Below are 19317 nucleotides of genomic sequence, written 5' to 3' on the forward strand. Positions count from 1 at the left end.
GTCGCGCGCCGAGGGGGACGGAGCGGGCAGCAGGGCATAATCGTCCTATGCCAACCGAAGAGAACGCTGCCGCCGGCCTGGATACGGCGCTGTCCCCGGACGTGGACCGCTTCCAGGACACCGGGCGGCGCCTCTCCCCAGGCGTCAAACCGCTCCTGGTGCTCTCCAAGATCCGCGGCATCCTCGATTCGTTCACCCTCGCCGAGCCGGCGCTGACGCTCTCGGAGATCCGCGCACGCACCGGCTACCCCACCTCCACTGTTCAGCGGCTGGTCGCAAACCTGGTGGCGGAGGAGTTCCTGGACCGCGAGGCGGACCGGTTCCGGCTGGGCGTGAATTTCGCCTACTGGGCAGCCGCCGCAACGCAGCAGTTGGACATGCTGGACGTCGTCGCTCCCATCCTGAAGAAGGTCCGGGACGAGACCGGCGAAACCACATCCTTGTTCCGGGTGGAACGGACCTTCCGCGTGTGCGTGGCAATGGCCGAAACCCGGCACGCGATCCGCCGCGAGATGCACGTGGGGAAGATCCTGCCGCTGCATGCCGGCTCTTCAGGCAAGGTCCTGATGGCTTGGGACGATGCGCTAGCGGCCCGGGTGGCGGCCGAGCCGTTGGAGAAGCTCACTCCGGCCACGGTGACGGAGCCTGCCGCGCTGCTGGAAGAGCTCAAGGAAGTGCGCAGGACAGGATACTCCGTTTCCCGTGACGAGCGTGACGACGGGGCGGCGGGAGTGTCGGCGCCGGTCTTCAGCGTTTCCGGCGAAGTGATCGGGGCACTGGGCATCAGCGGCCCGGGGTCCCGGATCAGCGAAGCGCAGTGCCATGCGTGGGCGGAGAACCTCGTCGCGGCCGCACAACAGGTCACCCGGCTCCTCAGCGGCCGCTTCGGCGTCGCCGGGTGAACGCTGCGCCCGTCATCGAACTCGAGACGCCGCCCGGCGACGACGTTCGGCAGTTGCTCACTGAACACCTCGCGGACATGCACGCCACCTCGCCGGCAGGAAGCGTGCACGCCTTGGAGCCCTCCGCGCTGACGCGCCCCTCCCTGAGCTTCTGGACAGCACGGCAGGCCGGGGAGCTTCTGGGCTGCGGAGCGCTGCAGGAGCTGGGCGCGGCTGAGGGGGAGATCAAGTCAATGCGCACCGGGGCCGCGGCCCGGCGGCGCGGGGTGGCTGGTGCGCTGCTTTCCCGGCTCGTCGCGGCCGCTGTCGAGCGCGGCTACATCCGGCTCTACCTCGAAACCGGGTCCCACGACTACTTCGCACCCGCGCGGCGGCTCTACCTCCGGCACGGGTTCACCGAGTGCGCGCCGTTCGGTCCCTACCGGCCGGATCCGAACAGTGTGTTCATGACGCTCGACCTCGCGGCGCCGGGCGCCGACCGGGGCACCGCATTTTAGGAACCCAGCCCCCAGCGGAACGGCCCTGCCGTGGCGAGCGCCGCGTGCGCGGCCCGGGACTGGTTCGGCTCGCCGACGTCGCGCAGCAGGCCTGCTGAAAGCTCCACCAGCGAGGCCAGCGTTGCCGGGGTGAACCACTCCGGCTGCAGGGCGAAAAGAATGTCTTCGGTGGCGGTGTTGCCGCTGGCTCCCGGCGCGAACGGGCAGCCGCCGAGCCCGCCGAGGGCCCCGTCAACCGTTCCCGCGCCCGCGCCGACCGCCGCGAGGGCGTTCGCCGCTCCAAGGCCCCAGGTGTCGTGGCCGTGGAAGACGATGTCCCTTTCCTGCGGGGTTTCGGCCGCAACCCGGCCGATCAGCGCCGCGACCTGGCCCGGCGTGGCCTGGCCGAGGGTGTCGCAGATGACGATGCTGTCCGTGCCGTCCGCCCGCCGGTCGTTGGCGATGGCGATGACCCGGTCCGGGTCGATGGCGCCGTCGAACGGGCAGGTGAAGGAGGTGGCGATCGTCAACTGGATCCGGGCGCCCGCAGCCCGGACGGCTTCGACCGCCTCCGGCATCGCCGCCAGGCTCTGCTCCGTCGTGCGTCCCACGTTGGCGAGGTTGTGGGCGTCACTGGCCGAGAAGCAGTACTGAAGGTTCCGCGCACCGGCTTCCAGCGCACGCGCCGCGCTGCGCGGGGTGGCCACCCACACCCAGCACTTCTCCCTTTCCTCGGGGGTCAGGCCGGAGATCACCTCGAGGGTGTTCGCCATCGGAGGCACCTTGTCCGGCCGTGCCATCGCGCCGATCTCGACCGAGTCCACGCCGAGAGCCAGCAGTGCACGGGCAATCTCGATCTTGCGGGCGGCCGGAAGCAGCTTGCCGGTCAGCTGTAGCCCGTCGCGGAGGGTGACATCGCGGAGCGCGAACCGCGGGGGCCCGCCGGGCCGCTGCGGCTCTGCCGGGGCGGTCATCGTGCAGCCTCCGCCGCGGCGCGCCCGGGCTTGGGCTGCCCGGGCGCGCCGGGCGGCGTCGGTCTGCGGCCCAGGAGCCCGGCGAGCACCTCGTCGGTGTGCTCGCCCAGGTCGGGACCCAGGTTCCGGATCCGCCGCGGCTGCGCGCCGATCTGCGGCACGACGCCGGGAAAGGCGACGTCGTCGATCACCTTTTCCCCGGTCGATACCGGCAGCCGCTGGACCATGCCGCGTTCGAGGTACTGCTCGTCGGCGCAGATGTCCTCAGCGGTGTAGATGGGCCCGCACGGCACCCCTACGGCGTCGAGCACCGCCACGACGTCCTCGACAGTGCGGTGCGAGGTCCATTCGGTGATCGCGGCATCCAGTTCTTCGCGCGCGGCCCACCGCAGGGCGTTGGAGGAGAGGTCTTCGCGGGCCGCAAGATCCGGCCGCCCGATCGCCGCCATGAGCCGCTGGTAGATGCCGTCGCCGTTGCCGGCAATCACCACGGAGCGCTCCCCCTCGCACAGATAGGCGTTGGAGGGCGCGATTCCCTGCGTGCGCCCGCCCAGGCGTTCGCGCGAGACGCCGTACGCGCCCAGGTCCGGCAGGAGGGATTCCATCACCGAGAGCACGGACTCGTTGAGGGCGACGTCGATGGTGCGGTCGGCCAGCGGTAGCGGCTGCTCCGCGGCCTGGGCACGGACCCGGGCCTGGTAGAGCGCCATCACCACGCCGTAGGCCGCGTACAGCCCGGCGATGGTGTCGCCAATGGAGATTCCCACACGGACCGGTGCCCTTCCGGGCTCCCCGGTCAGCTCGCGCAAACCGCCCAGCGCCTCCGCGATGGCGCCGAATCCCGGGGTCCTGCTGCGCGGCCCGGTCTGGCCGAACGCCGAAATGCGCGCGAAGATCAGCTCCGGATTGCGCTCGGACAGCCGCTCCGGCCCGAGGTTCCATTTCTCAAGCGTCCCGGGGCGGAAGTTCTCCAGCACCACGTCGACCTGGCCCGCGAGCTCGGCAATGGTCTCCTGGCCCTCCTCGGTGCGCAGGTCCACGGTGATGGACTTCTTGTTGCGGTTGATGGTCCGGAAAAGCATCGACGTAGTGCCCTCATAGAGCCGCCAGTTGCGCAGTTCGTCGCCCACTTCGGGACGTTCCACCTTGATGACTTCGGCGCCGAAATCCGCCAGCAGCCGTCCGGCCGTGGGGGCCGCAATGAAGTTGCCGAGCTCGAGCACCCTGATCCCGGCCAACGGTTGGGACTGGTCGTGTTCCATGGAGTCCGCCTTTCACCCGCCGGGGAGTCTTCCCCGCCTCATCGGTAACCACAATATAGTCAGCAGCCCACATCGTAAGCAATGACAACGACGTCGAAACATTGCCGAAGGGTTTCTCCGGTCTCTTGACGAACTCCCCGGCATCCCTTAAAAGTGGTGTTAGCCAAATCACACAATGGTTTACAACTCACATCGTGGATCAGGTTCTCCGGCCGGTCCGCGGCACGATCCGCCCGACAAAGGAGTCCCCATGGAATCGTCGACGCCCGCCCGCGTGGGCCACCGGGAAGCGCTGTCTTCCCAGCTCGACCGGCTGCCGGTCGGCAGGCTGCACCGGAAGATTGTCGTCGCCGTCGGGCTGGGCCTCTTCTTCGACATGTACGAGGTCTTCCTGTCGGGGTCCATCGGCACCGCACTGACCAAGGACTTCGCCGTCTCCGGGCTGCAGCTGAAGCTCCTGCTGGCCTCGGCCTTCATCGGCATGTTCTTCGGCGCCGCCTTCCTGGGCAGCCTCGCGGACCGGCTCGGCCGGCGCAAGGCCTTCCTGTTCAACCTGCTCTGGTATTCGGTCTGGTCCCTCATCGGAGCCTTCTCCCCGAACGCCTGGTTCCTGGTCTTCGCACGGTTCATGGCAGGAATCGGCGTCGGGGCCGAGTACCCGGTGGCGGACGCCTACCTCTCCGACACCATGCCCAAGGACAAGCGGGGACGCATGGCGTCCTGGGCCTACACCTGCTCGTTCATCGCGGTGCCGGCGGTCGGCTTCCTGGCACTGTGGCTGAACAGCTACAGGATGCTGGACATTTCCGGGTGGCGCTGGCTGCTGGCCTTCGGCGCGATCGGAGCCGTCGTCGTGCTCTTCCTGCGCCGCGGGCTGCCGGAATCGCCGCGGTGGCTGCTGTCCGCCGGCCGGCACCAGGAGGCGCAGACCACGCTTGAAGCCTTCGCTGCAGGCAGCGGCGTCGAAGTGAACCCGATCGAGGAGGAAGCAGCACCGGCCGAGTCCAACATCGCGATCCTGCGCCGGGAGCCGTACCGCAAGCGCCTCGGGATGCTGGTGATCTTCCACCTGCTGCAGACGTTCGGCTACTACGGGTTCGGCACCCTCGCCGCGCTCACCCTGGTCCAGCGCGGATACGACGTGCCCTCGTCGCTGCTGTTCACCGCGCTTTCGTTCCTTGGCTATCCGCTCGGTTCGCTGATCTCCACGCCGCTGATCATCCGGTTCGAGCGCAAGTACCTGCTGATGTCCTCGGTGGTCCTGCTGGCCCTCTCCGGCATTGCCTTCGCCACCTCCACGGCGCCGGTGGCCATCGTCCTCTTTGGCTTCCTCACGACGATCGTGAGCAACATCTTCTCCAACGTCTTCCACATCTACCAGGCGGAGATCTTCCCCACCTCGGTGCGGGCGACGGCGGTCGGGTGGACGTATTCGCTCTCCCGCATTTCCAGCGGGGCGCTCCCGTTCGTGCTGCTCCCGGTGCTCGATGCGTTCGGCGCCGCCCCGATGTTCATCGTGGTGGCCGTGGCACTGCTGATCATCTGCGCCACGGTAGGTGCACTCGGGCCGCGCACCACACGCCGGAGCGTGGAGGAGATCAACTCCCTCCGGCCGGAGTGAAGTTCCTCTCACACCGCCGGGGACCGAAATAGTATGGCCCTTCCCGCGGTTGGCGCCTAGTGGAACAAGTTTCCCAGCCGACCGAAAGAAGGACCTGCTTGTGAACCTCTTTTCCCCGTTGACCCTTGGCGACCTCGAACTGTCCAACCGTGTCGTGATGGCGCCGCTGACCCGCGTGCGCGCCGGCGTCGAGGGAGTCCCCGGCCCGCTGGTGGTCGAGCACTACCGGCAGCGCGCGTCGTTGGGCCTGATCGTCAGTGAGGGCACCTACCCCAGCCACGCCGGCCAGGGATTCCCCGGCCAGCCCGGACTGGTGGAGCCCGAGCAGTTCGAGGGTTGGAAGAACGTGGCGGACGCGGTGCACGCCGAGGGCGGCCGCATTGTCGCCCAGGTGATGCACGCGGGACGGGTGACCCACGAGGCCACCACCGGCGGGTATGAGGTTGTCGGGCCGAGCGCCATCGCGATCGACGGCGAGACCCGCACCTACGAGGGCAAGAAGCCCTTCCCGGTCCCCCGCGCGCTGGGGACCGGCGAGCTGGCCACGGTGGTTGAAGAGTTCGTTCAGGCGTCGAAGAACGCCGTGGCCGCAGGACTCGACGGGGTGGAGCTCCACTCCGCCAACGGCTACCTGCTGCACGAGTTCCTGTCGCCGGCCTCCAACCAGCGCACCGACGCCTACGGCGGCTCGCCCGCGAACCGGGCCCGCTTCGTCGTCGAGGTTGCGTCCGCCGTCGCCGAGGCGATCGGCGCCGGACGCGTCGGGATCCGGATCTCCCCGGAGCACAACATCCAAGGTGCCCTGGAACTGGATGCCGCCGAGACCAAGGCCACCTACGATGCCCTGGTCGACGGCATCGCGCCCCTGGGGCTGGCATACCTGAGCATCCTGCACAAGGAGCCCGCCGGCGAACTCGTGCAGGACCTGCGGACCCGCTTCGGCGGCCCGGTCCTGATCAACAGCGGTTTCGGTGTCATCACCACCCGTGAGGAAGCCCTGGCGCTGATGGAGGCCGGCCACGCGGACGCCGTCGTCGTGGGCCGCCCGGCCATCGCCAACCCGGATCTGGTGCGCCGCTGGAAGGAAGACCTGCCGCTGAACGCCCCGGATCCGCTCACCTTCTACAGCGACGGAGCCAAGGGGTACACCGACTACCCCGCCCTGCAGAACTAGGCGCCTGCGCACGAAACTGTGCCCCGTTCCGGTCCGGAACGGGGCACAGTCTCGCTAAGGGACGGATTCTGAAGGTTGGAGCCCGGCGAGCACTGCACCTCTTGCGCGTACTCTCCCTGCGAGGCCCGTCCCGTCGTCGGCAGGAGCGGGACGGCGAAGCCGGTCGGCCACTGCAGGGCAGCCGCTAAGTGCTGCTTCCCACAGCTCGTCCACCGTCAGGCACAGCTGCACGCCGCCGGTGGCCCGGGAGACCGACCAGCCGTCGCCGGACCTCGCGACCTTTGGGGCTCCCGGAACGCCGCAACAGGCCTCGTTCACGGCCGCCGCCACCTCCACAAGGTCACGCGTGGTCCGGGTCCGGCCCAGCACCTCATCCGGCACCACCTGCCTGCCGCACGCTCCGCACATCCCCGCCTCCTCAGGGCATCACGTCGCCGGAATTGGGCCCCAGCGTCTGCCCGACGAAAAGGTTCCCGCCCGGGTCGCTGGCCAGGAGCAGGGCCGCCGGGGCCACCTCCTCCGGGCGCCCGAACCGGCCCAAAGGCAGCTCTGCACGCTTGGCTGCCTTCCAGTCTTCCGAAATGCCGTCGACCAGCGGCGTCTCGATCGGTCCGGGGGCTATGGCGTTGACGAGGACATTGTCCTTGGCCGCTTCCAGTGCCAGGGACTTCGTGAGACCGACCACGCCCGCCTTCGCCGCACTGTAGTGGCTCAGCCCCGTACCTCCCTTGATGCCCAGTTGGGAGGCGATGTTGATGATTCGCCCCCACTGCCTGTCCCGCATGCCGGCCACCACTTCACGGCAGCACAGGAACACGCCCGTGAGGTCCACCGCGAGGGTCTCGTTCCACATCGCCAGGCTCATGTCCTGCAGCGGAGATTCGGTGAGCAGGCCCGCGCTGTTGACCAGCACGTCGACCGGACCCACCTGGCCAGCGGCGGCTGCGAACGCTTCCCGCACGCTCTCCTCGCGGGCGACGTCTACCGGCACCACCCCCTCGCCAGGGGTCCTGTCCAGCACCACCACCCTGTCCCCGTTGCTGCGGAACGCCTCCGCAATCGCCAGGCCGATGCCGCTGGCCCCGCCGGTCACCACGACGGCTCGACCGGTGCTGAAGGGCGCGCTTCCTGCCGCTGTATTCCCCATCCCGGCCTCAGGCACGCATCTTGACGGTCAGGCCGCCGTCCACGACCAGGGACTGGCCGGTGACGTAACCGGCCGCCGGGGACGTTAGGAACCCGATCACGCTCGCCACTTCCTCCGGGCGTCCCACGCGGCCCCACGGGATGTCGTGGCCCGCCCGTTCCAGACCCTCCGGGCCGAGCGAGTTCACCGGGTCCAAGGACTGCGGGGTCTCGATGAGGCCGGGAATGACGGCGTTGGCCCGGATGCCGCGCGGGCCAAGCTCGACGGCGACACTGCGGACCAGGCCCAGCACCCCGGCTTTCGCGGCTGCGTAGTGGGCGTGTTCCTCCCAGCCGTATACGCCGCCCGCGATTGACGACACAGCGACCATCGCGCCTCCGGATCCCATGTGCGCCGCGCCCGCACGCAGCGTGCGCAGCACCCCGGTGAGGTCGACGTCGAGCATGTCCGCCCACTTGTCGTCGCTGAGCTCGGGCAAGGAAGCGTTGCGGAGGATACCTGCGTTGGCCACGGCGTAGTCGAGGCGGCCGAATTCGTCCACGGCGCGCCGGGCGAAGGCGTCCACGGAGTCGGTGCTGCGCACGTCCACCTCGTGGATGACGGCGTCGCCGCCGGACTTCTTCACGAGCATGAGGGTTTCTTCGGGATCGTGCGGGTCGCCGGGGAAGGTCCCGATGACGGTCTTCACCCCGCGGCCGGCATAGTGCACGGCGAGGGCCCGCCCGATCCCGCTGGCTGCGCCCGTGATGATCGCTACCTCGGTCTCAGACGGCATGCGGGTCCTCCAGGGCAGCTTCGGCTGCCGGCTTTGCGGCGATCATCAGAATGCCCGAAAGCAGGGTCCCCAGCGCTCCGACCCAAAGGGCGGCTGTGCCGGTGCCTGAGGCGGCGGCGATTCCGGTGAAGAGCGCGCCGCCGATGATCGTGCCCGGCTGGCTCATCGCACCGATGAAGGACGTGCCGGTGGCCCGGCAGCTCACCGGGTAGCACTCCGCCATGAAGTACTGGATCGCTGCGTACGGCCCGACCAGGAAGAACAGCCCCGCACCATAAGTGAGAATGATCAGGAACGGATTGGACGCGATCGGGCTCAGCATGACAGCAAAGGACAAGCCCGAGATGATCCAGCCCGCAATGATCGTGCGCTTGCGCCCGATCCGGTCACCCAGCCAGCCGTGGAAGACGTAGCCGAAGTAGGCCAGCAGGTTGATGACAATCAGCATCCAGAAGGCGTCGGAAAGCTCGACGCCCTTCGCGTTCTTCAGCACAGAGCTGCCCAGGACGCTGAAGACGCCGATCCCGAAGAAGTTCACGATCCATGCCAGCGAAAAGACGATGGTGTTGCGGCGCAGGTGCGGCTCCCAGATGCGCTTCAACGGAGCAGCGGAGGAGTGTTCGACGCCGTAGGAGCGTGCGAGGGCGTGCGCCTCGTCAGACCTGTTGTCCTTCTCCAGTTCGGTCAGCTTGTGATGGAGCTCGAACTGCGGAGTCTCCTTCAGCTTGCGGGCAATGACCCAGACGATGATTGCGGCCGGGACGGTTGCCATCAGGTAAAGCGCCCGCCAGCCAAGGGAAGGCAGGAATGCGAGAGCGAGAGCGCTGGCGAGCAGGAAGCCAAGCGGCCAACCGCCCTGGATGAAGGAGTAGTGGAAGCCCGGCCGACGCCGCTTCCTCTCGTCCTCGGTGACCTGGTAGACCTCGTTCATGTAGGTTGCGTTGACCGCCTGTTCGGAGAACCCGAGGCCGCCGAAGGAGCGAACGATCGCGAGCAGTCCGTTGCTGACCACGCCGAGTCCGGACGGGATCAGGGCAGTCAGGCCCGAGACCACAGCGGTGCCGCCGATCGTGAACATCATGCCCTTGCGCCGGCCCAGCCGGTCGATGATGGGGCCGATGCCGAAGGCAACGACGGCCGTGCCCACGGCAATCCACGTGTTGATGGCGTACGCTTCCGGCGCGGACCACCCGAAGGATTCCTGCATGGCCGGCAGCAGGGTGCCGAACAGTCCGTAGTCGAAGACCGCGACGGTCCAGGCGAGCAACGCCAGGACCGTGGCGATGCGGGTGTTGCGTGTGGAGAAGACCGGGAAGCGCCGCTTCTCGTTCTCCGCCGGCGTCGTGAGGTCGACGCCCAGCTGGTTAGTGCTCATCATGCTTCCTTTCGGGGGCTGCGGGCGAGGAAGGAATCGGCGATCTGGTCAAAGGTGAGCCAGCGGACCCCTTCGTGCGAGTTGATGTGTTCGATCAGGCGCTCGAGCATCAGGAGCACCTGGGGGCGGCCGGAAACGTCGGGGTGGATGGTCATGGTGAAGACCCCGGTCTCCATCTCCCTGTACACCCAGTCGAACTGGTCCCGCCACATTTGCTCGATATCCCGGGGGTTCACGAAACCATGGGAGTTGGGGGACGCCTTGATGAACATCATCGGAGGCAGGTCGTCGAGGTACCAGTTGGCCGGAATCTCGACAAGGTCCGTTTCCTTGCCGCGGACAAGCGGTTCCATCCAGGTCTCGGCGGGCTTGCTGTAATCGATCTTCTTCCAGCTGTCGCCCACCCGGACGTAGTAGGGCTCGAAGTCGCGGTGCATCAGGGAGTGGTCGTACTTGATGCCGCGTTCGAGGAGGATCTCGTTGGTCACCGGGGAGAACTCCCACCACGGGGCCACGTACCCGGTGGGGCGGCGGCCGGAGACTTTTTCGATCAGCTCGATGGAACGGTCAAGGATCGCGGTCTCCTGCTCACGTGTCATTGCGATCGGGTTCTCATGGGAGTACCCGTGGACGCCGATTTCGTGTCCGGCCTCAACGATCATGCGGGTCAGATCGGGGAAGGTTTCAAGAGAATGTCCGGGGACGAACCACGTGGTGTTGAGTCCGTACTTTTCAAACAGCCGAAGGAGCCGAGGTCCGCCCACCTCGCCGCTGAAGAGGCCGCGGGAGATGTCGCAGGGCGAATCCTCCCCGCCGTACGAGCCAAGCATGCCTGCAACCGCATCAACGTCGACGCCGAATGCAACCTGGATGTCCTTTGTCATGATCTGCCTTTCGATTGGGTTCTGTGGCTGGTAGGAGTGGTTGGTCTAGGCCGCGCTCATGGGAAGGAACCCCATTTGACGAACTGCTCGGCGATTTCCTGCCGCTCTGCCCCCAGCCGGAGCAACAGGCTGAGCAGGACCAGCGACTGTGAGGGCCGGAGCAGGCCGGACGGGATGGCTCCCGCTGCAAGCAGGTCCCTTCCGCCGCCTGCGCCGTAGACCGGCTTCACCGGGCCGGCATACACCCTCGTGCTGGTGACGACGACAACGCCGTCGGCGACGGCACCCGCGACGGCCTCGCAGAGCGCCGGGTTGGCGTTGCCGCTCCCGGTGGCTTGGAGGACGATCCCTCGCGCACCGGCCGCAACGGCGGCGCGAAACGGCTTGGCGTCCGCCCCGGGATACGCTGCAATGACGTCCACACGGCAAAAGGGAGCGTCCGGTGCCGGCAGCGGGAAGGTGCCCGGCCGCGCCGTCGCCGGTCCCATCTCGACGTCGTTTCGAGCGGAGACCGACCCGGCCAGACCGAAGTCGGGGTTGGCGAACGCGCTGAGATCGAAGGTTTGGCTCTTGCGGACGCCTCGGGCCGGATAGATCCCGCCGGCAAATGCCAACAGAACTCCGCGTCCGGCAGCCGCGGGGGACGCGGCGACGGCGATGGCGCGGGCAAGGTTGTCCGGTCCATCCGGCTGCTCCGAATCCGCCGCATTCTGGGCGCCGGTGAAGACGACGGGGCGGGGGTCCTCGTGCGTGAGGTCGGCAAGGAACGCCGTCTCCTCCATGGTGTCCGTCCCGTGGGTGACTACGGCTCCGGCGGCATCAGGGTCCGCGAGAGCCTCTCGGATGGTCCCGCAGAGCGCGAGCATGTCGTCCACAGTCAGAAGGTACGAGCCCTTCCGGAAGACGTCGATGACCCGCACCGGGCACGAAAGCGTCGATTCGATGCCCTTCAGCACCTGCACGCCGGTGTCGGACGCGACCGTGGCCCCGCCGGCGTCGGCCTGAACCCGGGACGATATCGTCCCTCCGGTTGCCAACAGCACCACGTGCCGCCGGCCCTCGGTTTCGGTCATGCTCGCTCCGCTCCTGGTTGGCAGTACCCAATCGATTGGGTACGTCTGCGAATCTATGCCCCGACTGTTACTCGAAAGCGGGGGTTGTGTTGGCTGCATGTAAAAGATCCCTCACTGGGATTGCCTTACCCAATCGATTGGGTTGCATTGAAAAAGACTCTAGGATGTGAGGTGCGACACGTCAAGAGCTCTCTGGTTCGGACTTTTGCAGCACGCGACGTTCGAGAAGATAGGCTTCCGGAGTGGCTGGGGGTAAGGAACTGATGAATCCCAAAGGGTCCGCCGAGCGGGCAGTAACACTGAAAGACCTCGCTGCCAGGCTCGGAATCCACCCGTCGACCGTGTCGCGGGTGCTGCATTCCGACTCGGCGCAGGCACGCGGCGCCGCCTCCGCCGAGACGGCTCTGCGCGTCCGGGAGCTGGCGCGCGAACTCGGCTACTCACCTGACCCTCAGGCGACCAGCCTGCGCACCCGCCGAACCCGAATGTTCGGCGTCATTGTGCCCCGTCTCTCGGACCTCGTGCTGGCAATCATGTACGAGGGCATCGAGGAAGCCGCCGCGGAAGCGGGCTATTCCACCTTCGTAATGAACTCGCGCGATGACCCGGAGGAAGAACGCCGCAAGACGGAGATCATGCTGGCCCGCCGGGTGGATGGTCTGATCATCGGGGACGCGCATCTTGATGGCAACCTCCTGCACGACCTGACTAACCGCGGCGTGCCTTTCGTACTGATGAACCGCCGCATCGAGGGATATCCCTCGGCGACCTGCGACGACGCCCTGGGCGGGCGCCTCGCCGCAAGCCATCTATGGGAGAAGGGGCACCGACGCGTTGCAGTGATCGCCGGGGAGCCCTACGCCAGCACCGCCGTCGACCGGACTGCAGGTTTCGTGGACCGTTGGCGGGAACTGGGCGGGGCCATCAGCGAGGACGCCATCGTCTGGTCCCGGTTCGACACCGTCGGCGGCCGCGATGCCACCGAAAAGATCCTGCACGCGTGCGCTCCCCCGCCCACGGCACTGTTCGCCGTGAACGACTTCGCGGCGATCGGCGCCATTGGAACGCTGCGCTCGCACGGTCTGCAGGTGGGCCGGGACATGGCGCTCGTTGGCTACAACGACACTTCGCTGGCCTCCCAACTGCCGATCCCCCTCTCCTCGGTTCATTCGCCGATGAACGAGATCGGCCGGACGGCCGTGCAGCTGCTTCGGAGAGTGCTCAAGGGAGAGCACGTGCAGGCCGTCCAGCTCAGGCCGACGCTGTGCGTGCGGGAGAGCAGCGCCCTTCAGCTCTAGCCGCTCCCGGCATCCACCCGGCCGCCCCAGATCCGTTCGCGGACGAAGGCTCCCTCCTTGCGTGCGGCCAGCGCCTCATCCATCGTCACAGCCCGGAACCGCGTCTTCGTGCCCGGTGCGCTGCGGGCCAGCAGGTCCATGTCGGCGCTGATCACCGTTGCGACCATGGCGTAGCCGCCGCCGGATACCGCGTCACGGTGCAGCACAATCGGTTCTTTACCGCCCGGTATCTGAATGGAACCGACCGCGTAACCGGCGTCGACGATGTTGGACGGGTCCGAGCCGGCACCGAACGGCTGCTGGCGTTGCTTCCACTCGATAGCCGGACCGGCGTACCGCAGGCCGGTCCTGTCGGCAACCGGCGTCAAAGTCCACGTTGAGTCCAGCAGCGTCCGCAGGCCCGCGTCGGTGAGCCGGTGGTCATACAAGCCGACCATGACGCGCACCTCCACCTCCCTGTCGAACGATGGGCGAAGCTCCGGTTCGATGGTGTTCGGGCCGCCCGTTGGGGCGCCTTCGGGCGGAGATCCAATGGGGACAACGTCGCCGGCGCGAAGCGGCCGCCCCTCGAAGCCGCCCATGGCCCCCAGCCCATAGGTGGACCGGCTGCCCAGGACCTGGGGAACGTCGATTCCTCCGCCGACGGCAATATAGAACCGGGTTCCTCCCCTGATCACCCCGAAGGACAGCTCATCGCCCGCGGCCAGCTCCAAGCGCGTCCACTCCTCCCGCGGTTCGCCGTTGACCTTCACCTCCACCGGGGCGCCGGTGACAGCGACGACCGCAGCGGAATCCGTGCGAAGCTTCGGCCCCAGGTAGGTGCACTCGAGCACGGCTTGCGCAGGTGTGTTGCCCGCAAGCGCATTGGCCATTTCGGCGCTGAGCTGGTCCATCGCGCCGCCTTGCGGGATGCCGACGTTGTAGTAACCCGGACGGCCCCGGTCCTGGACAGTGGTCGAGAGGCCGGGTTCGAGAATTTCAAACGCCATTGAGCTGCTCCATGATCTCCTTGTTGTAGCCGGCCGGGTCCTCCAGCGCCCGCTGGAGGTCGAAGGTGATTGGTGCCTGCCGGTACACGTAGGTTCCCGCTTCAACCTGCTGTTGTATCTGCCGGTATTCGTCCTCCGTGACCGGCTTGAATTTCACGATGTCGCCCGGCCGGAAGAAAACCATGAAGTCCTTGAAGTCCGGCAGCGACTGGCCCGGGTCGAAGATCGGCGCGGCCGCGATGCCGAACATCTGGTAGCCGCCAGCTCCACGGACCGAGTAAATGCAGGCGAAGCAGCCGCCGTGCCCCACGGTCAGAGCCGGCGTGTCCGTGCGGGGGCTCAGGTACTTGGGGACCTCAAGCTGCTGTTCCTGGGGCACGATTTGGAACATGAACGGCAGTCCGGCGACGAAACCGACCATGGACACCAACCACGGTGAGCTGTGGTGCCGTTCGATGAATTCCTGAACCGAGGCGAGATGATTCTCGGCTGCCGCGAACTCAAGATCGTTTCCCTCGGGGCGCTGATGGCCGCTACGGAAACGCGCCGCAGTCTCGTTGGTGTACGGATCGTCGTACCAGACCGGGACCTCGACCACGCGCGTCTGCAGAGTGGGATGGGTCGCCCGCGCTACTTCCGCCTCGGTGCGGCGGACAGCTGCCTCGAGATCTGGCGGCGGAAGGACGTCGGGATTGAAGCGGATGAGCAGCGACGCGTTGGCAGGGCAAATGTCCGTCACCCCGTCGAGCGCTTCGGCCCCCAGTAGCTTCGCCATGGCATTGGCTTTGAAGTTCGCGCCCAGGCTCATTGCCTCGGCGATTTCGACAAAGAGGAATTCGTCGCCGCCCCAGGTGTAGCGGGCGCCGTTGAGGGCTTCGGTGGTCGAGCTCATGCACTGGCTCCCGTCAGTTCCGGGGTGGTCTCAATGAATTTCGAGTGGTGTTCGACGGCACGCAGGGCCGGGGCACGCAGAAGCGACGAAAGCAGCGGCAGGGTCGTCTTCACGCCCTCCACCCTGACCTCCGCCAGCGCCCGGACCGAGCGGTCGATCGCTTCGTCCCGGTCAGCGGCCCACACAATCAGCTTGGCCATCAGGGAGTCGTAGAAAGGGGCAACGACCGAGCCGGTCACGACGCCGGAATCCACCCGGACCCCCGGGCCTCCGGGCCACTCCAGATGCTGGAGGGCCCCCGGGCTCGGCATGAATCCGTTTTCCGGGTCCTCGGCATTGAGCCGGAATTCGAAGGCATGGCCGGTGAAGCGCACGTCTTCCTGGCTCAGGCGGAGTTTGCCGCCCGCGGCGATCAGCAACTGTTCCCGCACCAGGTCGAGTCCCGTGATCATTTCCGTCACCGGGTGCTCGACCTGCAGCCGCGTGTTCATCTCGATGAACGCCGCTTCGTGCGCCTCGGGATCGTAGAGGAATTCCACCGTTCCCAAACCTTCGTATCCGCATTCGCGGGCGAGCTCGACGGAGGAGAGACGGATCTTCTCGCGCACGGCCTCGGGCAGATCCGGGGCCGGCGCCTCTTCGACAATTTTTTGCTGCCTGCGCTGCATGGAGCAGTCCCGGTCACCCAGGTGGATCACGTTCTCCCCGTCGCCGAGGATCTGGACTTCAACGTGCCGGGCGCGTTGCACGAACTTCTCCAGATAGACGTCGGAGCTGCCGAAGGCGGCCTGTGCTTCGGCTTGGGCAACCTCCACGGTCGCGAGCAGGTCCTGTTCGGACGTCACGAGCCGGATGCCCCGGCCCCCGCCGCCCGCAGCGGCTTTGACGACGAGCGGGTAGCCGATCCAGTCGGCGACCGAAAGCACGTCGTCTTCCTTCCGCAGTGCGCCCGGTGTGCCGCGAAGGATGGGAACGCCCGCCGTCTCTGCGGCCTGCCGTGCCCTGGACTTATCTCCCATCAGGCTGATGGCGTCGGCCGAGGGCCCGACCCAGATCAGCCCTGCTTCGACCACCGCCCGCGCGAATGCGGCGTTCTCGGAGAGAAAGCCGTATCCCGGGTGGACCGCGTCGCACCCCGCGTCAAGGGCCGCCTTGAGCACCGCCTGCTGGTCGAGATAGCTTTTGCTGGCGGGAGCCGGTCCAATGACGACGCACTCGTCGGCGAGGCTGGAGGCATAGGACGCCGCGTCGGGCTCGCTGGCCACAAGCACTGTGCGTATGCCCATTTCCCGGGCAGTGCGGATCAGGCGCACAGCTATTTCGCCCCGGTTGGCGATGAGCAGCTTCTCCACTAGCTACCCCTCGTCCACGGTGGCGATCACATCGCCCGGGTTCACGGTGCCGGCGTCTTCGACGCTGAACCTTGCGAGCGTTCCCGCCACGTCGCTGCGGACTTCGGTGAACTGCTTCATGATTTCCACGACGCCGATGGTCTGGCCGGCCACGACCGGGTCGCCCTCGTTGACGTAGGGCTCTTTGTCGGGTCCGGGCTTGCGGTAGAAGATGCCTGGCAGGGGGGAAATGATGTCAGCCACGAATGATTCCTTTCGGATTGGGGTCAGGATGCCGCGCGCGGCGCACCGTCGAGGACGTCGCGCACAGCCGCCGCGACCTGGACGGAGTTGGGGGCGTCGGAATGGACGCAGATGCTCTCGAACGCGATGGTGAGAAGGGTCCCGTCGACCGCTTCGACGACGCCTTCCTGAAGGACCCGCCGGACGCGCTCCGCCGCCGCCTGCGGATCGGTGGGCTCGGGACGGCGCTGGATCAGCAGTTCTCCTCCAGGGCCGTAGTTGAGGTCCACGTACAACTCCCCCACGAACGGAACACCTTGGCTTTCACACACCTTCTGGTGCTCCGTTCCGGCCAGACCGTAGAAGGGCACCTCGAACCGCGCCGCGACCGCGGCTGCGGCGGTCATAAGTTCCGGATCCCGGGCGAGCATTCCGTATAACGAACCGTGCGGCTTGATGTGGTTCAGCGGCACCTCAGCCGCACGGAGGAAGCCCGTCAGAGCTCCCACCTGATAGGTCAGCAGGTTTTCCACCTCTTGGGCAGTGAGCTTCATTTCACGGCGGCCGAATCCGACGAGATCGGGCAGTCCCGGGTGCGCCCCGATCTTCACGCCGCGGGCCGCCGCTTCGCGCACCGTCTCTGCCATCGCCTCCGGATCGCCGGAATGGAACCCGCAGGCGACGTTGGCGACGTCCACATAAGTCATCAGGTTCAGGTCGTTGCCGAAAGTGTGAAGGCCGAAGGCTTCGCCCATGTCCGAATTCAAGCTTGGGACGGACACGGCGGTGCGCGGCTCAGGAGAGGAGGAAAGCATGGGCTACACGCTACCGACGCCGTTCCAACCGCGTGAAGTGGGCATCTGCCTAAAATCGACCTAGTGAACTGTGCAGCCTGCACCAGGAGGTTGCCGTGGCTGACGGGAGGAACCATCGTGATCGTCGCGGACCTGCTAGCGGAGGACAGCCTCCAGCTGCGCCTGCATACGCCTTCCTCGAGCCAACGCCTCGGCTGCAGGATCAGCTGGTGCGCCCCTACCGAAATCCTGGATCCAACCCCCCTGCTGAGCAGCAATGTGCTGCTGCTGACGAACGGGATTGGCCTGAATATCGAGGACGACAGGACCTGGGACGCCTACGTCGAGCGCCTGGCCCGCGTCCCGGTCGCAGCGATCGCGTTTGGAACGGGCACCGCCCACCGCCTCCTGCCGTCGGGTCTGGTGCGTGCGGCCGCGGCACATGACGTCCCGTTGCTTGAAATCCCGCGAGCAGTCCCGTTCCTGCAGGTGCACCGGCATGTCTCGAATGTCCTCCAAGCCGAACGGTTCGCCGCAACCACGCGCTCGTGGGAAATTGCCGACAGGTGTGCCCATCTCGCAGCATCCGGGGCGGCACTGGGACCGATCCTGGCGGAAGTTTCCCGGGCGGCGGCCGGGCCTGTCGCAGTCCTCGATGCCGCCGGGTCGGTGATAGCCCGGTGGCCTGAGTCCTCGAAGTGGAGCCGTGATGACCTCCAATCCGCCGCGAGCGACGAGCTCGGCAGCAGCGTCCCCCTGCCGTTGGGCAACGGCGACAACCTGCATCTGGTCGTCCGGAGAACCGGGTCCGACTACCCTCTGTCTTCCCTGTTGGCCCCCGCGGCGTCGATCATCGCGATGCAGCTCAAGGGCGCGGTCCACACCACCTCACGCAAGACGGCCCAGCTGGAACTGCTGCTCTCCCAGGCTCCCGACTGGCCCGGCGTGTCCCTGAAGGAATTCACGCGGACGTTCCGGTCGACGGGCCTGGACCCGGAGCAGGACACTCTCACTGTGGTCAGCGCCCTGCCCCCGGGGGCGCTGGCGGAAACCTGGCGGATCCGCTTGATCCTGCAGGAGCGTTTCGGGATCGTGCGCGTTATCGTCAGCAGTGGTGTGCTCTACGCCTTCGCCCAGCGCGCCGACGATGGGGATCGTGAGGGCAGAGCACTGGCCCGGATGCTCTTGGAACGGTTCCGCAATGAAATTCCGGATCGGCCACTGGTACTCAAGTCGCCTTCCGGCAGCGTGGACGAATTCCGGCTGGGGCTTGCACAGGCCTCGACGCTGGTGCGCGACACCGCGGGACCCGTCATCGCGCCCGAGCTCAGCCTTGAAGCGCTGGTCGCAGCCACCGCGGGCCAGGGCGCGCGTGTTGCGGCAACGAAGCTGCTCGCCCCGGTGATTGAGCACGATCGCGAACACTCCGCCGGGCTGCTGCGCACGCTGGCCATCTTCCTGGCTTCCGACTGCCAGCCTTCACGGGCCTGCCGCGCCCTGTACATCCATCGCAATACGCTCAGCTACCGGATCCGGAAGCTGCAGACGCTGCTGGCGTTGCGGCTGGACACCCTTGAGGGCCAGTCCACCGCGCTGATGGCTCTTCGCATCACCGGCCACGAAAAAACAGGTATTTAGGCCCCGTCCGGGAGGAACCTGCGGGCCCTAAAATCGAGGCCACGTGGAAAGCGAGGAGCCTTGTCGGGTCGACCCTCGCTTTCCACGCTGGCGTGGTTGGCTAGCCTTCGCAGTCGCTGCAGTAGACCTGCCCGTTGCGCTCGGCGGCCTTCTGGGACCGGTGGCGGACCAGGAAGCAGGAGCCGCAGGTGAATTCGTCTTCCTGGACCGGCACAACCCGGACCAGGAGTTCTTCGCCGGAGAGGTCGGCTCCCGGCAGTTCCACGCCCTCGGCGGTGTCCTGTTCGTCCAGGTCGATGATCGCCGTCTGGGCCGCGCCGCGCTGCGACTGCAGCTCTTCCAGCGAGTCCGTGCCCTGCTCGTCGTCCTTGGTCCGTGGTGCGTCGTAATCTGTGGCCATGTGCGCTTAGCTCACTCCTGCTGCTTATTGTGCGTCGCTGATTCAGCCACTGATAATAACGGATAGAAC

General features: G+C 67.0%; 20 protein-coding genes. 7 read left to right on the top strand and 13 right to left on the bottom strand.

The annotated features are described in order from the left end of the window. Positions 1–47 precede the first annotated feature (47 nt). Both KIH31_RS02940 and KIH31_RS02945 read left to right on the top strand, forming a co-directional pair. A complete protein-coding gene (locus tag KIH31_RS02940) occupies positions 48–902 on the top strand; it encodes an IclR family transcriptional regulator (RefSeq protein WP_214425541.1) in 855 nt (284 codons plus the stop codon). Next, positions 899–1399: a GNAT family N-acetyltransferase gene (locus tag KIH31_RS02945; protein WP_307857509.1), complete on the top strand. Its 501-nt coding sequence runs from the start codon at positions 899–901 to the stop codon at positions 1397–1399. The genes KIH31_RS02940 and KIH31_RS02945 overlap by 4 nt, the downstream gene beginning before the upstream one ends. Here the strand turns inward: KIH31_RS02945 and KIH31_RS02950 are convergent. Continuing rightward, positions 1396–2352, bottom strand: a complete 957-nt coding sequence (locus tag KIH31_RS02950; protein WP_214425542.1) for a hydroxymethylglutaryl-CoA lyase — start codon at positions 2350–2352, stop codon at positions 1396–1398. The genes KIH31_RS02945 and KIH31_RS02950 overlap by 4 nt on opposite strands. Further along, positions 2349–3614, bottom strand: coding sequence for a CaiB/BaiF CoA-transferase family protein (locus KIH31_RS02955; protein ID WP_214425543.1), 1266 nt, complete (start codon positions 3612–3614; stop codon positions 2349–2351). The genes KIH31_RS02950 and KIH31_RS02955 overlap by 4 nt, the downstream gene beginning before the upstream one ends. A gap of 250 nt (positions 3615–3864) precedes the next feature. On the opposite strand from KIH31_RS02955, the gene KIH31_RS02960 reads away from it, so the two are divergent. Both KIH31_RS02960 and KIH31_RS02965 read left to right on the top strand, forming a co-directional pair. Next, positions 3865–5235 carry an MFS transporter gene (locus tag KIH31_RS02960; RefSeq protein ID WP_214425544.1) on the top strand — a complete coding sequence of 457 codons (1371 nt, stop codon included), beginning with the start codon at positions 3865–3867 and terminating at the stop codon, positions 5233–5235. Positions 5236–5335: 100 nt separating this feature from the next. After that, the gene (locus KIH31_RS02965; RefSeq protein WP_214425545.1) at positions 5336–6409 is read left to right on the top strand and encodes an alkene reductase; all 1074 of its coding nucleotides are present in this window, start codon (positions 5336–5338) and stop codon (positions 6407–6409) included. A 418-nt stretch (positions 6410–6827) separates the two neighbouring features. Here the strand turns inward: KIH31_RS02965 and KIH31_RS02970 are convergent, their stop codons facing one another. Genes KIH31_RS02970 through KIH31_RS02990 form a run of 5 tightly spaced genes read right to left on the bottom strand, consistent with a single transcriptional unit; the run spans position 6828 to position 11663 of the window. Further along, positions 6828–7556 carry an SDR family NAD(P)-dependent oxidoreductase gene (locus KIH31_RS02970; protein ID WP_214425546.1) on the bottom strand — a complete coding sequence of 243 codons (729 nt, stop codon included), beginning with the start codon at positions 7554–7556 and terminating at the stop codon, positions 6828–6830. A 7-nt stretch (positions 7557–7563) separates the two neighbouring features. Continuing rightward, complete coding sequence (locus tag KIH31_RS02975; protein ID WP_214425547.1) at positions 7564–8331, bottom strand: SDR family NAD(P)-dependent oxidoreductase; 768 nt, start codon at positions 8329–8331, stop codon at positions 7564–7566. Continuing rightward, positions 8321–9706: an MFS transporter gene (locus tag KIH31_RS02980; RefSeq protein WP_214425548.1), complete on the bottom strand. Its 1386-nt coding sequence runs from the start codon at positions 9704–9706 to the stop codon at positions 8321–8323. Before KIH31_RS02980 ends, KIH31_RS02975 begins: the two co-directional genes overlap by 11 nt. Then, on the bottom strand, positions 9706–10590 hold the full coding sequence (locus KIH31_RS02985) for a polysaccharide deacetylase (protein WP_214425549.1): 885 nt from the start codon (positions 10588–10590) through the stop codon (positions 9706–9708). The genes KIH31_RS02980 and KIH31_RS02985 overlap by 1 nt, the downstream gene beginning before the upstream one ends. 56 nt (positions 10591–10646) lie before the next feature. After that, positions 10647–11663: an asparaginase gene (locus KIH31_RS02990; protein WP_214425550.1), complete on the bottom strand. Its 1017-nt coding sequence runs from the start codon at positions 11661–11663 to the stop codon at positions 10647–10649. 263 nt (positions 11664–11926) lie between these two features. Between KIH31_RS02990 and KIH31_RS02995 the strand changes: the two genes are divergently transcribed. Then, positions 11927–12961, top strand: coding sequence for a LacI family DNA-binding transcriptional regulator (locus KIH31_RS02995; protein WP_214425551.1), 1035 nt, complete (start codon positions 11927–11929; stop codon positions 12959–12961). On the opposite strand, the gene KIH31_RS03000 is transcribed toward KIH31_RS02995, so the two are convergent. Genes KIH31_RS03000 through pxpA form a run of 5 tightly spaced genes read right to left on the bottom strand, consistent with a single transcriptional unit; the run spans position 12958 to position 17171 of the window. Then, positions 12958–13950 (bottom strand): biotin-dependent carboxyltransferase family protein, encoded by a 993-nt coding sequence (locus KIH31_RS03000; RefSeq protein ID WP_214425552.1) that lies wholly within the window; start codon positions 13948–13950, stop codon positions 12958–12960. The two genes, KIH31_RS02995 and KIH31_RS03000, sit on opposite strands and share 4 nt — an antisense overlap. Then, positions 13940–14842, bottom strand: a complete 903-nt coding sequence (locus KIH31_RS03005; RefSeq protein WP_214425553.1) for an allophanate hydrolase subunit 1 — start codon at positions 14840–14842, stop codon at positions 13940–13942. Before KIH31_RS03005 ends, KIH31_RS03000 begins: the two co-directional genes overlap by 11 nt. Further along, on the bottom strand, positions 14839–16194 hold the full coding sequence (locus KIH31_RS03010) for an acetyl/propionyl/methylcrotonyl-CoA carboxylase subunit alpha (protein WP_214425554.1): 1356 nt from the start codon (positions 16192–16194) through the stop codon (positions 14839–14841). The genes KIH31_RS03005 and KIH31_RS03010 overlap by 4 nt, the downstream gene beginning before the upstream one ends. A 3-nt stretch (positions 16195–16197) precedes the next feature. Beyond that, on the bottom strand, positions 16198–16437 hold the full coding sequence (locus tag KIH31_RS03015) for an acetyl-CoA carboxylase (protein ID WP_214425555.1): 240 nt from the start codon (positions 16435–16437) through the stop codon (positions 16198–16200). A 23-nt stretch (positions 16438–16460) separates the two neighbouring features. Next, positions 16461–17171 carry a 5-oxoprolinase subunit PxpA gene (pxpA, locus tag KIH31_RS03020; RefSeq protein WP_214425556.1) on the bottom strand — a complete coding sequence of 237 codons (711 nt, stop codon included), beginning with the start codon at positions 17169–17171 and terminating at the stop codon, positions 16461–16463. Here pxpA and KIH31_RS18280 point away from each other — a divergent pair. Together KIH31_RS18280 and KIH31_RS03025 are read left to right on the top strand one after the other, a co-directional pair. After that, entirely contained in the window at positions 17170–17295 is a 126-nt protein-coding gene (locus KIH31_RS18280; protein WP_284675919.1) for a hypothetical protein, read from the top strand. The two genes, pxpA and KIH31_RS18280, sit on opposite strands and share 2 nt — an antisense overlap. Further along, on the top strand, positions 17295–18848 hold the full coding sequence (locus KIH31_RS03025) for a PucR family transcriptional regulator (protein WP_214425557.1): 1554 nt from the start codon (positions 17295–17297) through the stop codon (positions 18846–18848). Before KIH31_RS18280 ends, KIH31_RS03025 begins: the two co-directional genes overlap by 1 nt. 100 nt (positions 18849–18948) lie before the next feature. Here the strand turns inward: KIH31_RS03025 and KIH31_RS03030 are convergent, their stop codons facing one another. Beyond that, positions 18949–19248 carry a DUF4193 domain-containing protein gene (locus tag KIH31_RS03030; RefSeq protein WP_214425558.1) on the bottom strand — a complete coding sequence of 100 codons (300 nt, stop codon included), beginning with the start codon at positions 19246–19248 and terminating at the stop codon, positions 18949–18951. Positions 19249–19317: the final 69 nt, after the last annotated feature.

The organism is Paenarthrobacter sp. DKR-5 (assembly GCF_018531425.1).
GTDB lineage: Bacteria > Actinomycetota > Actinomycetes > Actinomycetales > Micrococcaceae > DKR-5.

Excerpts from the sequence above, each read along its gene's own strand:
- KIH31_RS02940 (WP_214425541.1), top strand. The coding sequence starts at position 48 with ATGCCAACCGAAGAGAACGCTGCCGCCGGCCTGGATACGGCGCTGTCC.
- KIH31_RS02950 (WP_214425542.1), bottom strand. The coding sequence starts at position 2,352 with ATGACCGCCCCGGCAGAGCCGCAGCGGCCCGGCGGGCCCCCGCGGTTC.
- KIH31_RS02955 (WP_214425543.1), bottom strand. The coding sequence starts at position 3,614 with ATGGAACACGACCAGTCCCAACCGTTGGCCGGGATCAGGGTGCTCGAG.
- KIH31_RS02960 (WP_214425544.1), top strand. The coding sequence starts at position 3,865 with ATGGAATCGTCGACGCCCGCCCGCGTGGGCCACCGGGAAGCGCTGTCT.
- KIH31_RS02970 (WP_214425546.1), bottom strand. The coding sequence starts at position 7,556 with ATGGGGAATACAGCGGCAGGAAGCGCGCCCTTCAGCACCGGTCGAGCC.
- KIH31_RS02975 (WP_214425547.1), bottom strand. The coding sequence starts at position 8,331 with ATGCCGTCTGAGACCGAGGTAGCGATCATCACGGGCGCAGCCAGCGGG.
- KIH31_RS02980 (WP_214425548.1), bottom strand. The coding sequence starts at position 9,706 with ATGAGCACTAACCAGCTGGGCGTCGACCTCACGACGCCGGCGGAGAAC.
- KIH31_RS02985 (WP_214425549.1), bottom strand. The coding sequence starts at position 10,590 with ATGACAAAGGACATCCAGGTTGCATTCGGCGTCGACGTTGATGCGGTT.
- KIH31_RS02990 (WP_214425550.1), bottom strand. The coding sequence starts at position 11,663 with ATGACCGAAACCGAGGGCCGGCGGCACGTGGTGCTGTTGGCAACCGGA.
- KIH31_RS02995 (WP_214425551.1), top strand. The coding sequence starts at position 11,927 with ATGAATCCCAAAGGGTCCGCCGAGCGGGCAGTAACACTGAAAGACCTC.
- KIH31_RS03000 (WP_214425552.1), bottom strand. The coding sequence starts at position 13,950 with ATGGCGTTTGAAATTCTCGAACCCGGCCTCTCGACCACTGTCCAGGAC.
- KIH31_RS03005 (WP_214425553.1), bottom strand. The coding sequence starts at position 14,842 with ATGAGCTCGACCACCGAAGCCCTCAACGGCGCCCGCTACACCTGGGGC.
- KIH31_RS18280 (WP_284675919.1), top strand. The coding sequence starts at position 17,170 with ATGTCCGAATTCAAGCTTGGGACGGACACGGCGGTGCGCGGCTCAGGA.
- pxpA (WP_214425556.1), bottom strand. The coding sequence starts at position 17,171 with ATGGGCGAAGCCTTCGGCCTTCACACTTTCGGCAACGACCTGAACCTG.
- KIH31_RS03030 (WP_214425558.1), bottom strand. The coding sequence starts at position 19,248 with ATGGCCACAGATTACGACGCACCACGGACCAAGGACGACGAGCAGGGC.